Raw genomic sequence first — 13,188 nt, forward strand, 5'->3', positions numbered from 1 at the left:
TAAACAAATTGGCACTGGCTTATCAAGCACCCTGTTGAGTTCTCAAAGAACAACCACACACCATCCGGTGAACCCCCTTACCAGGGGCCCCCATCCGGGGCAATCCGTTCCACATCCCCGCCGCTCCCGCGCCGGGCACTTTTACTACTTTACCTCACCATCCCCGCCGTGTCAAACCATTTATTGTGGTCCGTGACACTTTGATCCGGTTTGGCGCACCGAGATCCACCAGTCATCGACTGGCTTCTTCCTGGTGGGTTTGGCAGGCCGGCCGCTGCGGTCATCCCGCACGCTCGCCCGGTGCCCTGCCAGCCGGCAACCTTACCCGGTTGGTTCCGCGTCGCCAAATCGACCGCTTCCGCGCCCGATCCAGCCGCACCACCCGGCCCTGCGCATCGGAATCAACCGACACGACCAGGATTGCCCACCTGCGGTTCCGGCCTTCGAGCTTTGCCCGTTTCGTCCGTTCCCCGCTGGCAGAGAGAAAGTTACGCGCCCGACGGATAGATCGTCAAATCCGTCGGGCGCGTCCCAGGTCACACCATTTACCAAATGCTATTTCGCCAGCTCAGCGCCAGCGAATGACCGCTTTCCGCGTCGCAGCACCAGGAATCGACCATGGAGCAGGTCACTTTCAGTGACCGTCGCGTCCTGTTCGGTGATCCGCTCGTTGTTCACGTACGCGCCGCCCTCGGCGATCACCCGGCGGGCCTCCTTGAGGCTGGGCACCAGACCGGAGTCACGGAGCAGCCCGGCGACGTCCGGCAACTCACCGGCGATCTGCACCAGGCCCGCCTCGCTCAACGCCGCACGCAGCGTCTCCGGGGAGAGTTCGTCCAGCGAACCCCGACCGAACAGCGCCTGGCTGGCCGCCACCGCCTGGACGGTCTCCTGTGCCCCGTGCACCAGCGTGGTCAGCTCCTCGGCCAGGGCCCGCTGGGCGAGCCGGGCCGCCGGCCGTTCCGCAGTCGCCTTCTCCAGTTCCTCGATCTCCTCCGGGGAACGGAAACTGAAGTAGCGCAGGTAGTTGTTCACGTCGCTGTCATGGGCGTTGACCCAGAACTGGTAGAACGCGTACGGGCTGGTCATGGCGGGGTCGAGCCAGACTGCGCCGCCCTCGCTCTTGCCGAACTTCGTCCCGTCGGACTTGGTCACCAACGGGGTGGTGAAGGCGTGCACCGGGCCCGCCCCGCGCCGGCGTACGTAGTCGACCCCGGCGGTGATGTTGCCCCACTGGTCGGAACCGCCGAACTGGAGCTGGCAGCCGTACCGGCGGTGCAGCTCGAAGTAGTCGTTGGCCTGGAGCAGCTGGTAGCTGAACTCGGTGAAGCTGATGCCGCTCTCCAGCCGGGCCCGGACCACCTCCCGGGCCAGCATCCGGTTGATCGGGAAGTGCTTGCCGACGTCCCGGAGGAACTCCACCACCGACATCTCGGCGGTCCAGTCCAGGTTGTTGACCAGTTGCGCCGCGTTGTCCCCGGTGTACGACACGAAGGGCGAAAGCTGCTCACGGATCCGCTGCACCCAGCCGGCGACCACCTCGGGCGGGTTCAGGGTCCGCTCGGCGCTCTCCTTCGGGTCCCCAATCTGCCCGGTCGCCCCACCGACCAGCAGCAACGGTCGGTGCCCGGCAAGCTGCAACCGGCGGGCCGTGGTGACCTGCATGAGGTGGCCGACGTGCAGGCTCGGCGCGGTCGGGTCGAAGCCGACATAGAACGTCGACGGCGGGCCGTCGAGGAGTGCGCGCAACTCGTCCGGATCCGTCGAGTCGTGGATCAGGCCCCGCCAGCGCAGGTCGTCGATCAGGGAGGCCCGGCCGGCCGGACCGGCGGCGGGCAGGCTGCTATCGGTCACGCTGGGGATTCTCCCCCATCCCGTCCGCGCGCTCGTACCGGGTTTCCCGGACGGGTGCCGCCCCACGGGCCGGACCGGGACAGCGGTGTCCCGATCGCCGACGGAAGATGATCTCCGTGCCGGGTGGACTAGGGCCGCCCAGCGGTCACCGACGGAGGGAGCTCACTGCGATGGCCGCACCTGCCGGTACCGACGACCTCCACCACCGGCTCGCCCGGATCCGCGCCAAGGTGAACCTGTTGCGCCGGGTGGCCGCCGAGGACGGGTACGACGTCACCATCGGGGAGCCGACCGACCTGGAACCCGTACCGGAGCTTCCCGCCGGGGTCACCGAGACGTTCCGGGTCGTCGGGCGGCTGGAGGGGACGTACTTCCGCTTCCAGCCGCCGGAGGTGATCGGTAGCCGGAGCGCCTGGTCGCGCCGCGAGGTCGACCCGTACTGCCCCCTGGGGAGTCCGCTTCCCGTCGGCAACGAGATGTACAGCGTGCCGGCACCGCTGCGGGGCACCCTGGCCGGCGCGGGGATCTTCCTCGACGTCGAGGACGGCGACGTCTACTACATCGAACCAGGACGACTACGTGTTCCTGTACCGGCATCCCGACGAGGATGTCGAGTGGCATTTCCTCGCACCGGACATCGGCGCGTTCTTCGACGATGTCGTCCTCGGCCCCGGGTACCCCGGCCTCGTCGACACGGTGCTGGGGCCGGGGGTGCGGGAGCGCCGTCGGCGTACCGGGAGGCACCGGGGGCAGCCCGCCGACAGTTGGCTGGGACTGCTGGTGGCGGCGGGTCTGGTGGAGTGAGTACTAGGCTGGCGGACCGCTGGTCTGCGACGGGGAGGAGGAGCACGGTGTCGGTGCCGGACATGACGGGTGGCTTCGTGGCCCTGTTGGGCCTGGAGATGGTGGAGACCACCGCCGACCGGGTGGTGATCCGCTGGCGGTGCCGGCCCGAGCTGCACCAGCCGTACGGCATCCAGCACGGCGGGGTGTACTGCGCGGTGGTCGAGACGGCGGCGAGTATCGGGGCCGGTTTCTGGTGGGGTGACCGGGGCACGGTGGTCGGCGTCTCCAACCAGACCGACTTCCTGCGCGCGGTTCGCGACGGGGAACTGACCGCGACCGGTACCCCGGTCCACCGGGGGCGCAGCCAGCAGTTGTGGCAGGTGGAGATCGTCGACGACGCGGCGCGCCTGGTGGCCCGGGGCCAGGTCCGGTTGCAGAACCTGTCTACCCGCTGACCGGTCCGGCCGGGAGCCGGCACGGTGCCTGGCCGGCCACGACCGCTTCCGTTGCCAGTACGGCGCGGAGCAGACCGAAGGCCCGGTCGGCCTCCTGGACGGCGACCGGGTAGGTGGCATCCGCCGATGCCCCGTCGACCAGCCGCTGCCAGTTGCGCCGGGCCAGCACCCGCTGGATGGCGACCACCTGGGCGGCCGCCAGGCGGGCGGTCAACGGATCGGTGCCGCCCGGTGGCTCCTGCCACGCTGCGGCGAGTGCCTCCTCGTCCCGTTCGGCGTAGCGGGCCAGCCGGGCGAGCAGGCTCGGTGTACCGAAGACCATGCCGTGGAAGGCGAGTACCTCCGGGTGGTCGTTCAGCCCGGTGACCGGATCACGTCGGGACAGGCCGGACCGGAAGTGCCGGTGCAGGGTGTCCACCGGGTGCTCGTCCGCGCTGCGGGAGCGCAGCACGCCGGCGGCCTCCGCCTCGTGGTCGGCGATCCGGTGCAGGACCAGGTCCTCCTTGCTGCCGAAGTACTTGAACAGGGTCGGCTTGGAGACCTCGGCGGCGGCGGCTATCTCGGCGACCGACACCGGGTCGAACCCCCGGGCGAGGAAGAGGGAGATAGCCGCCGAGGAGATCGCTTCCCGGGTGCGTTCGCGTTTGCGTTCCCGGAGGCCGGTCGGGCTGCTCATCCGGACACGTTAGCATCCTGGTTAAAAAATTTACTCAAATAGTTTGTTTACCCGGTAAAGTCTGGTCCCCCCGACCGGAAGGTGACCCATGACCGGCCCCGGAAACTCCGCAGCCACCGAATCCCGCGCCCAACTCACCGTCGAGTACGCGTACCTGTCCCGGGTGCGCGACGCCCAGGAACACCTGCTCGCTACCGTCCGGATGCGGGTGGACACCGGCGCGGACATCGCCGGGGACGGCTGGACGGCCGAGACGCTGGGCCGGCTGCTCCGGGGGCAGGCGCGCGAGCTCGCCTGCGACCCGCACGCACCGCCGTACTTCGGCCGGCTCGACTTCGACACCACGCCGGCGGCGGGCGAGCACCGGGGCGCGCGGTACTACCTGGGGCGGCGGCACCTCACCGACCCCACCGGCCGGCCGCTGGTGCTGGACTGGCGGGCACCGGTGTCCGCCCGCTTCTACCGGGCGAGCGCAGTCGAGCCGGCCGGCGTACGACGTCGTCGCCGCTTCGGCTGGCGGACGGGACGCGACCGGGCCGCCGACCTGACCGGTTTCGAGGACGAGGAGCTGACCGCCGGCCACCTCACCGACAGCCCGGGTGACCTGGTCCTGGCCGAGATCGAACGGCCTCGGATCGGGCCGATGCGGGACATCGTCGCCACCATCCAACCCGAGCAGGACCGCCTGGTCCGGGCCACACTGGGCACGACGATCTGTGTGCAGGGTGCACCGGGCACCGGGAAGACCGCGGTGGGGCTGCACCGGGCGGCGTACCTGCTCTACACCCATCCCCGGCAGCTCGACCGGAACGGACTGCTCGTGCTGGGGCCGAACCCGGCGTTCCTGCGCTACATCGCCGACGTACTGCCCGCCCTCGGGGAACGGGACGTCGCCAGGTCGACGGTGGACGCGCTCGTCGCCCGGGTTCCGGTACGGGCGGCCGACGGGCTGCCGGCCGCGCTGGTCAAGCACGACCTACGCATGGCCGAGGTGCTGCGGCGGGCACTGTACGCCCGGGTCGGCGCACCCGGGTGTGAGCTGGTGGTACCGGACGGGGCGTACCGGTGGCGGGTGCCGGTGGAGACGCTTCGGCGGATCGTCGACGGGGTACGCGCCGAAGGGCTGCGGTACCTCCCGGCGCGGGAGCGGTTACGCGCCCGGGTGGTCGCCGCAGTACAGCGGCAGGCCGAGACCCGCGAGGCACCCGGCGCGGCCTGGGTACGACGGATCAGCCGCAGCCGGCCGGTCACCGCCCTGGTGGACGCGACCTGGCCGGCGGTCCGCCCTGAGGAGTTGGTCGCCGCCATGCTCGGTGGTCCGGACCTGCTGGCCCGCGTTGCCGACGGGATACTCACCGCCGGTGAGCAGGAGGTGATCCGGTGGCCCCGGGCACGGAGCTGGCGGACCGCCCCGTGGACCGCCGCGGACCTGGTGCTCATCGACGAGGCGGCCGGGCTGCTCGACCGGCCGCCCGGCTTCGGGCACATCGTGGTCGACGAGGCACAGGATCTCTCCCCCATGCAGTGCCGGGTGGTGGCCCGGCGCAGCAGCCACGGATCCCTGACCGTCCTGGGTGACCTCGCCCAGGGCACCACCCCGTGGGCGGCGGTGAGCTGGCGGAGTCAACTCGCCCACCTCGGTCAACCGGATGCGGAGGTACTCCCGTTGACCGACGGTTTCCGGGTGCCCGCCGAGGTGGTCCGGCTGGCCAACCGGCTCCTCGCCGCCCTCGACGCCGACGTGCCCCTGACCCGGGCGGTCCGCACCGGTGGCCGGGTGCGGTTCCGGCGGACCGACGATCCGGTGGCCGCAGCGGTGGCAGCGGCCTGCGAGGCCCTGTCACGGCCCGGATCGCTGGGGGTGATCGCCGCCGACCGGCACCTCGCGCCACTGGCCGCCGCGCTGACCGCCGCCGGGCTCTCGCCCACCGTCGACGGCACGGCCGGCGCGGACGACGGTCGGATCACGCTGCTCACCGCCGATCAGGCCAAGGGGCTGGAGTTCGACCGGGTCGTCCTGGTCGAACCCGCCGCAATCATGGCCACCGGGGCGCGCGGCGCGCACCGGCTCTACGTGGCCCTCACCCGGGCGGTGTCCGGGCTGGAGATCCTGCACGCCGAGCCGTTACCGGCCGGGCTGGCGCCGGCCGGTACGGACGACGGGCCCGATGCCCCGGAACGGGGATGACCTGCCCGGGGCGATCGGTCAGCGTCCGGCGGTGTCGAGCACCGGCTCGTCGCCCGCCGGCTCGTTGACCCGGTGCAGCCGTACCGCGCTGATCGCGTGGTGGTCGATGCCGGCGACGTCCAGTCGCCGCCGGCGGCCCGGCGCGTGCGGGCCGGTCACACCCGGTCGGTGGCCTCCCGTAACGGCAGGTCCAGCACGTACGAGTCACCCTCGGGCCGGAAGCCGAGCCGGCTGTAGTAGGGCGCGACCATGCCCGGCGGGCTGACCACCCGGCGGAATCCCCGATCGGTGAAGAGCTGGCTGCGCCGGTAGACGAACTCACCGGGGGTGAAGTCGCGGAACCGCTGCGTCACGTAGTCCAGGTCGATCTGCGCGGTGGCGTTCGCCTCGGCGTGCGCGAGCACCACCCCGACCACCTCGTCGGCACGGACCACCAGGAAGGCCGAGCGGTCGGCCGGGCCGCCGCCCCACGCGAACCGGGGATTGAACCGTTCGATGTCGGCGGCGTGCACGCGCAGGGTGTGGGCGAGGAAGCCGTCGTCGGTGTTGACCTCGACGACCTGGTAGGTCGTCTCGTCGTGCCGGGTGGCGAGCATGCCGCGCAGGTACCAGAGGTTGATCACCGCGAGCATCACGTTGAGCCCGACCATCGGCCAGACCGACAGGGCGGCGTTGTAGCCGATCAGCACGAGGCAGCCGAGGAGGTTGAGCGCCCGCAGCCGGAGGATGCGGGCCTGTAGCAGTGACCAGACCAGCAGCGCTGACCCGGCCCAACCAATGATGTCCAGCCAGTTCACCGGTCGAGACTAGCCGCCACCGCGAGGTCCGGCCCGGTGGGTGCCGGCGCAGGTCAGGCCGGCAGTGCCAGCACGTACTCCTCGACCTCGGTGCCGCGCGCCTCGGCGTACGCCCGGTCCTCGCCGCAGATCACGAAGCCGCACTTGCGCAGCACGGACAGTGACCCGAGGTTGTCCTTGGCGGCGCGGGCGTGCACCGGGCGGACGGTCACCTCGCGCAGCAGCGCGGTGAGCGCGGCGGTGGCGTGACCCCGTCCCCAGTACGGCCGGTCGATCCAGTAGCTGACCTCGACGGTGTCGCCGACCGGGAAACTGAGCACGTTGCCGACCACCGTGCCGTCGACCACCACGGCCCGGGCCCGGTTCTCCGGATCACCGAGCACCCGCGCCCAGTGGGCGTCGAATGCCTCCCGGTCGGTCGGGTCGGGGGCGGTGAACGCCGCCATCCGGTTGGCTTCCGGGTCGAGTTGCATCCGGAAGAACACCGCCAGGTCGTCGGGACGGACCGGCCGGATAAACAGGTGACTCTGCACGGGCGTCCACGGTACGGGCCGGACCGGTGGGCCGGGCACCCGGGACCTCCGGCCCCTCCCCCGTGGTCCGGCGGCCCTGCCGGCGGGTCGGGCGGCGTTGATACCAAGAGGGTGCACACGGTACCGGAGCCGCCGGAACCCCGGTGGTGGCACGCCCGGTCGACGCAGAGCGGGTCGCGCCGCCGTCCGCTCCGCCAGCACCTCTGAGACCCGTTGGGGGTACCCGAGATGATCGCCATCCTGAACGCGACCGGCCCGGCTCCGGCTTCAGCCCCTGTTCCGGCTCCGGCTCCGGTCCGGACGCTGCCGCCGGTCGACGTCACCGGTGAACTGGTGCCGACCGGCGAGGTCGCCGACAGCGGAGCTTCCGCTGCGGTCACCGGTCCGCCGGCGGCCGACGCCTCCATCACCGCAGAGCCGGCGGGCGCCGCCTTCGGGCCGGTGCTGGCCCTGCCCGGTACCCGACCGGCGGCCGTGGTGTCGGTGACCCGGCAGGGACGCCCGGTCGGTGCGTTCCTGCTGTCCGGGGACCGGCTGCGGTACCGGCCGGTGGTCGACGCCGACCAGGTGCTCGTCGCGGCGGCCGGCGCGCTCACCGTGGCCGCGCTCGTCGCCGGCGCCGTGGCGGTCGGGCGGCGGCGCCCGCCCGCGATCGGCGCGCTCACCATGGGACCGGGCGGTTGGGTCAGTCTGCGCGGGTTGCCGACCTCCGCACCCCGGGCGGCCCGCCCGTGGTGGGCCCGGTTGCTGCGGGCCAACCGCCTGGTGGTGCAGCGCTGAACCCACGGCGGTGCCGGGTCCGCCGTGGCACCGCGTCCGACCGGACACGACCGTCGGTCCCGGCGGGCCCGGACACGTCCATTGGTCCCAGCGGGCCCGGACACGACCGTCGGTCCCGCTAGGCCGGGACAGGTCCGGTCGGACGCTTTGCTCTGCTTCAGCCCAGGCAACACCCGGGCGGGCGGGATCGAGCAGAAACCACATTCGGTAGTGGAGCCCGGGGTCGGTAGTGGAACCCGGGGGCCCGTCCGGGCGCCGTGCCGGTCACCGGAAACCCGGGCCGGAGGTCCCGGGTCGTTGCGGGCTTGTGCCCCTGCCGACAAGCCGGCAACCGGACGACGCTGATGGTGCAGACAGCAACGGAGAGGGAGGCCCCCGATGCGCGCCACCGTCGTCACCGCATTCGACCAGCCGCTCGAGGTGCAGGAGCGGCCCGTACCGGAGCCCGGCCCCGGTGAGGTGCTGGTCCGGATCGAGGCCAGCGGTCTCTGCCACACCGACATCCACGCCGCGCAGGGCGACTGGCCGGTCAAGCCGACCCCGCCGTTCGTACCCGGCCACGAAGGGGTCGGCATCGTCGAGCGGGTCGGCTCGGGCGTCACCGAACACGCCGTCGGCGACCGGGTGGCCATCCCGTGGCTCGGCTGGGCCTGCGGCACCTGCGACTACTGCGTCAGCGGTTGGGAGACGCTCTGCGAGTCGCAGCTCAACACCGGGTACGCCATCGACGGCGGGCACGCCGAGTACGCGGTGGCCGCCGCCCGGTACGTCGTCCGGGTCCCCGCCGGCATCGACCCGGTCGAGGCCGCCCCGCTGACCTGTGCCGGTGTCACCACCTACAAGGCGGTGAAGGTCGCCGCGGTGCGCCCCGGCGAGCGGGTGGCGATCTTCGGCATCGGCGGCCTGGGCCACCTCGCCCAGCAGTACGCGCAACTCTTCGGCGGGGAGACCGTCGCGGTCGACGTCACCGGGGAGAAGCTGGAACTGGCCCGGTCGCTCGGCGCGACCCACCTGGTCAACGCCGCCACCACCGACCCGGTCGAGGAGATCATCGGCCTCGGTGGCGTGGACGTGGCGATCGTGCTGGCCGCCAGCCCCCGGGTGATCGGTCAGGCACACGCCTGTCTGCGGCGCGGTGGCCGGCTGGTACTGGTCTCGCTGCCGAAGGAGAACACCGTGCCGCTGCCGGTCTTCGAGACCGTCCTCAAAGGCATCACCGTGATCGGTTCGATCGTCGGTACCCGCGCCGACCTGGCCGAGGTGTTCCGCCTGCACGCGGCCGGACGTACCCGGGTGGTCTACGAGGTCCGCAAGCTCGACGAGATCAACGACGCCATGGCCGACATCCTGGCCAGCCGGGCAGCCGCCCGCCTCGTGCTCCAGCCCTGACCACCGCCTCCGCCACCTGATCCTTGGAAGGACAACGACCATGACCGGTACCCGAACCGTGGTGGACCCGTGGCGCGGCTTCAGCGACGGCGCCTGGCAGGACGCCATCGACGTGGCGGACTTCATCCGGCACAACCACCGGCCCTACACCGGTGACGCGTCGTTCCTGACCGGCGCCACCTGCCGCACCCTGGAGGTCTGGGGCCGGCTGCGGCAGATGTTCGTCGAGGAGCGCCAGCGGGGCGTGTACGACGTGGACGCCGCCACCCCGTCCGCCATCACCGCGCACCGTCCCGGGTACATCGACCAGAACCTGGAGCTGATCGTCGGCCTGCAGACCGACGCGCCGCTGCGCCGGGCCATCATGCCGGCCGGTGGGCTGCGGATGGTGGAGAACGCGCTGAAGGCGTACGGGTACGAACCGGACCCGACGGTGCGGCAGATCTTCACCCGGTACCGCAAGACGCACAACGACGCGGTCTTCGACGCGTACCCGGCCGACGTGCTGGCCGCCCGGCGCTCGCACATCATCACCGGGCTGCCCGACGCGTACGGGCGGGGTCGGATCATCGGCGACTACCGGCGGGTGGCGCTCTACGGGGTGGACCGGTTGGTCGCCGAGCGGCGGGCGCACCGGGTGGCCCTCGACGCCCAGCCGTCGACCGACGCGGTGATCCGCGACCGGGAGGAGCTGGCCGAGCAGATCCGGGCCCTCGGCGAGCTGAAGGAGATGGCCGCCGGCTACGGGTACGACATCTCCGCGCCGGCCGGCACCGCCCGGGAGGCGATCCAGTGGCTGTACTTCGCCTACCTGGCGGCCACGAAGGAGCAGAACGGCGCGGCGATGTCGCTGGGGCGTACCGCCGGGTTCGTCGACGTCTACCTGGAGCGGGACCTGGCCGAGGGGCGGCTCACCGAGATCGACGCCCAGGAACTGGTCGACGACTTCGTGATCAAACTGCGGATCATCCGGTTCCTGCGCACCCCCGAGTACGACCAGCTCTTCTCCGGCGACCCGACCTGGGTCACCGAGAGCATCGGCGGGATGGGCAGCGACGGCCGTCCGCTGGTCACCCGGACCAGCTTCCGTTACCTGCAGACCCTCTACAACCTGGGCCCGGCACCGGAGCCGAACCTGACCGTGCTCTGGTCGCCCCGGCTGCCGGAGGGGTTCAAGCGGTTCTGCGCCCAGGTGTCGCTGGACACCAGCGCCATCCAGTACGAGAACGACGAACTGATCCGTCCCCGCTACGACGACGACGCGGCGATCGCCTGCTGCGTGTCGGCGATGCGGGTCGGCAAGGACATGCAGTTCTTCGGGGCGCGGGCCAACCTCGCCAAGGCGCTGCTGTACGCGATCAACGGCGGCCGGGACGAGTTGACCGGTGACCAGGTCAGCCCGCCGATGCCGCCGGTCGGTGGGGAGGTGCTCGACTACGCCGAGGTGCTCGACGCGTACGACCGGATGCTGGACTGGCTGGCCGCGACGTACGTGACCGCGCTGAACGTCATCCACCACATGCACGACAGGTACGCCTACGAGCGGCTGGAGATGGCGCTGCACGACTACCCGGTGCACCGTTTCCTGGCCACCGGGATCGCCGGGCTGTCGGTGGCGGTGGACAGCCTCTCGGCGATCAAGCACGCCCGGGTGAAGGTGCTGCGCGACGAGACCGGCCTGGCCACCGACTACCTGGTCGAGGGGGACTTCCCCTGCTTCGGCAACAACGACGACCGGGTCGACGAGATCGCGGTCTGGCTGGTGGGGACGTTCCTGGCGAAGCTGCGCCGGCAACGTGCCTACCGCAACGCCGAGCACACCCTGTCGGTGCTGACCATCACCTCGAACGTGGTGTACGGCCGGCACACCGGCCACACCCCGGACGGGCGGCGGGCCGGTGAGCCGTTCGCCCCGGGGGCGAACCCGATGAACGGCCGGGACACCCACGGGCTGGTGGCCGCCGCGCTGTCGGTGGCGAAGCTGCCGTACGACCTGGCCCGGGACGGGATCTCGCTGACCACCACGGTCACCCCGGACGGGCTGGGCCGCACCCGGGACGAGCAGATCGGCAACCTGGTCGGGGTGCTCGACGGGTACACCGACGCGGGTGGTTTCCACCTCAACATGAACGTGCTGGACCGGGCGACCCTGACCGACGCGATGGTCCACCCGGAGCGGTACCCGCAGCTCACCATCCGGGTCTCCGGGTACGCGGTGAACTTCGTCCGACTCACCCCGGAGCAGCAGCGGGACGTGATCTCGCGGACCTTCCACGGTGCGCTGTGACCGGTCCACCGTCGGCCGCCGGCCGTACCCCACCGGGTGCGGCCGGCACCCGGCCGCTCGTCGGCGCCGTCCACTCGTACGACCTGTCGACCGGGGTGGACGGCCCGGGTACCCGGTTCGTGGCGTTCCTCGCCGGCTGCCCGCTGCGTTGCCGCTTCTGCCACAGCCCGGACACCTGGTACCGGCGCAGCGGGCGGGAGCACACCGTCGACCAGTTGATGGCCGAGGTGGCGAAGTACCGGAGGTTCATCTCGGTGGCCGGTGGCGGGGTGACCATCAGCGGCGGTGAGCCGCTGATGCAGCCGGCGTTCACCGGTGAGGTGCTGCGTCGCTGTCACGCCGACGGGCTGCACACCGCCCTGGACACCTCGGGTTTCCTGGGTGACCGGGCCGACGACGCGCTGCTGGACGCCACCGATCTGGTGCTGCTCGACATCAAGTCGTGGGATCCGCAGACGTACCGGCGGGTGACCCGGACCGGCCGGGTGACGCCGACGCTGCGCTTCGCGCGCCGGCTGGCGGATCGGGGTACCCCGATGTGGATCCGGTTCGTGCTGGTGCCGGGGCTCACCGACGACGAGGCCAACGTGGCCGGGATCGCGTCGTTCGTGGCCGGGTTGGACACCGTGCAACGGGTGGAGGTACTGCCGTTCCACCGGCTCGGCGCGCACAAGTACGCCGAACTGGGGCTGCGGTTCCCGCTGGCGGACACCGCACCGCCGGACGCGGCGCTGCTGGTCCGGGTACGCGGCCAGTTCGCCGCGCACGGCCTCACGGTCTACTGAACGGGATCAGCCTCGGGTGCGTGCACCGGGTAGGCGTACAGGTCGAGCAGGCGGACCCGGGTGGCCTGGAGACGATCCAGCACCACGCTCATGAACCGCTCGGTGAACTGCCGGCCGAACGCGTCATCGGTGGCCATCAACCGGCGTACCGCCGCCGCGTCGAACTCGATCGCGGCGGTCCGCTCGGTGGCGACCGCGCCGAACTGCCAGCGGTACGGCTGGTGCAGCCAGGACCAGCCGAGCACCTGGCCGGCGCCGATCAGGTCGATCTGCACGTCGCCGCGGTGCGGTACCGGGAAGTCCAGCCCGACCTGCCCGTCGCGCAGCAACCAGAACCGCTCGGCCGGGCGGTCGGCGCGGAAGAGCCGGGTACCGGGGTGTCGCACCACCGGGCGGGCGTGCGCGGCCAGCCGGGCCAGCCACGGCTCGGGCAGGCCGGCGAGGAACGGATGGGTACGGAGCAGATCCAGCGTGGTCACCGGTGGCGGCCTTTCCGACCGGTGGGGTCCGGCACCCCCGCACCGGACCCCACCGCTCAGCTCAGTGTTTCTTTCCCTGCGCGGGGTCCTTGTTCCCCTGGTCGACCGTCGGTCGAACGGTGCGGTGGGTGCCCCGCAGCTTCAGCACGGTGGACATCTCGACCTTCTTGTCGGTGCTG

The 13,188-nt window shown here is 71.6% G+C and carries 13 protein-coding genes; 7 read left to right on the plus strand and 6 right to left on the minus strand.

The window, feature by feature from the left end; all coding sequences use genetic code 11:
• Nucleotides 1-555: 555 nt before the first annotated feature.
• On the minus strand, nucleotides 556-1,854 hold the full coding sequence (tyrS, locus tag V6U90_RS27675) for a tyrosine--tRNA ligase (protein WP_334442745.1): 1,299 nt from the start codon (nucleotides 1,852-1,854) through the stop codon (nucleotides 556-558).
• Between the two features lie 579 nt (nucleotides 1,855-2,433).
• On the opposite strand from tyrS, the gene V6U90_RS27680 reads away from it, so the two are divergent.
• On the plus strand, nucleotides 2,434-2,658 hold the full coding sequence (locus tag V6U90_RS27680; protein ID WP_334442747.1) for a hypothetical protein: 225 nt from the start codon (nucleotides 2,434-2,436) through the stop codon (nucleotides 2,656-2,658).
• A gap of 62 nt (nucleotides 2,659-2,720) precedes the next feature.
• Nucleotides 2,721-3,095, plus strand: a complete 375-nt coding sequence (locus V6U90_RS27685) for a PaaI family thioesterase (RefSeq protein ID WP_334442809.1) — start codon at nucleotides 2,721-2,723, stop codon at nucleotides 3,093-3,095.
• On the opposite strand, the gene V6U90_RS27690 is transcribed toward V6U90_RS27685, so the two are convergent.
• Nucleotides 3,085-3,771, minus strand: coding sequence for a TetR/AcrR family transcriptional regulator (locus tag V6U90_RS27690; RefSeq protein WP_334442748.1), 687 nt, complete (start codon nucleotides 3,769-3,771; stop codon nucleotides 3,085-3,087). The genes V6U90_RS27685 and V6U90_RS27690 overlap by 11 nt on opposite strands.
• A gap of 88 nt (nucleotides 3,772-3,859) precedes the next feature.
• Between V6U90_RS27690 and V6U90_RS27695 the strand changes: the two genes are divergently transcribed.
• A complete protein-coding gene (locus V6U90_RS27695) occupies nucleotides 3,860-5,959 on the plus strand; it encodes a HelD family protein (RefSeq protein ID WP_334442750.1) in 2,100 nt (699 codons plus the stop codon).
• Nucleotides 5,960-5,977: 18 nt separating this feature from the next.
• Here the strand turns inward: V6U90_RS27695 and V6U90_RS27700 are convergent, their stop codons facing one another.
• Genes V6U90_RS27700 through V6U90_RS27710 form a run of 3 tightly spaced genes read right to left on the minus strand, consistent with a single transcriptional unit; the run spans nucleotide 5,978 to nucleotide 7,289 of the window.
• Nucleotides 5,978-6,118, minus strand: a complete 141-nt coding sequence (locus V6U90_RS27700) for a hypothetical protein (RefSeq protein WP_334442753.1) — start codon at nucleotides 6,116-6,118, stop codon at nucleotides 5,978-5,980.
• The gene (locus tag V6U90_RS27705; protein WP_334442756.1) at nucleotides 6,115-6,756 is read right to left on the minus strand and encodes a hypothetical protein; all 642 of its coding nucleotides are present in this window, start codon (nucleotides 6,754-6,756) and stop codon (nucleotides 6,115-6,117) included. The genes V6U90_RS27700 and V6U90_RS27705 overlap by 4 nt, the downstream gene beginning before the upstream one ends.
• A 53-nt stretch (nucleotides 6,757-6,809) precedes the next feature.
• Nucleotides 6,810-7,289: a GNAT family N-acetyltransferase gene (locus V6U90_RS27710; protein WP_334442759.1), complete on the minus strand. Its 480-nt coding sequence runs from the start codon at nucleotides 7,287-7,289 to the stop codon at nucleotides 6,810-6,812.
• Nucleotides 7,290-7,517: 228 nt separating this feature from the next.
• Between V6U90_RS27710 and V6U90_RS27715 the strand changes: the two genes are divergently transcribed.
• The 4 genes from V6U90_RS27715 to pflA all read left to right on the plus strand — a co-directional run bounded on the left by V6U90_RS27715 (nucleotide 7,518) and on the right by pflA (nucleotide 12,530).
• Nucleotides 7,518-8,069 (plus strand): hypothetical protein, encoded by a 552-nt coding sequence (locus tag V6U90_RS27715; RefSeq protein WP_334442762.1) that lies wholly within the window; start codon nucleotides 7,518-7,520, stop codon nucleotides 8,067-8,069.
• A gap of 378 nt (nucleotides 8,070-8,447) precedes the next feature.
• Nucleotides 8,448-9,458, plus strand: coding sequence for an alcohol dehydrogenase catalytic domain-containing protein (locus V6U90_RS27720; RefSeq protein WP_334442765.1), 1,011 nt, complete (start codon nucleotides 8,448-8,450; stop codon nucleotides 9,456-9,458).
• A 40-nt stretch (nucleotides 9,459-9,498) separates the two neighbouring features.
• A complete protein-coding gene (gene pflB / locus V6U90_RS27725) occupies nucleotides 9,499-11,745 on the plus strand; it encodes a formate C-acetyltransferase (RefSeq protein WP_334442768.1) in 2,247 nt (748 codons plus the stop codon).
• Nucleotides 11,742-12,530, plus strand: a complete 789-nt coding sequence (gene pflA / locus V6U90_RS27730; protein WP_334442771.1) for a pyruvate formate-lyase-activating protein — start codon at nucleotides 11,742-11,744, stop codon at nucleotides 12,528-12,530. The genes pflB and pflA overlap by 4 nt, the downstream gene beginning before the upstream one ends.
• Here pflA and V6U90_RS27735 read toward each other — a convergent pair.
• Nucleotides 12,524-13,009 (minus strand): Crp/Fnr family transcriptional regulator, encoded by a 486-nt coding sequence (locus V6U90_RS27735; protein WP_334442773.1) that lies wholly within the window; start codon nucleotides 13,007-13,009, stop codon nucleotides 12,524-12,526. The two genes, pflA and V6U90_RS27735, sit on opposite strands and share 7 nt — an antisense overlap.
• Nucleotides 13,010-13,188 lie beyond the last annotated feature (179 nt).

The organism is Micromonospora sp. CPCC 206060, from assembly GCF_036906895.1.
Classification (GTDB): Bacteria; Actinomycetota; Actinomycetes; order Mycobacteriales; family Micromonosporaceae; genus Micromonospora.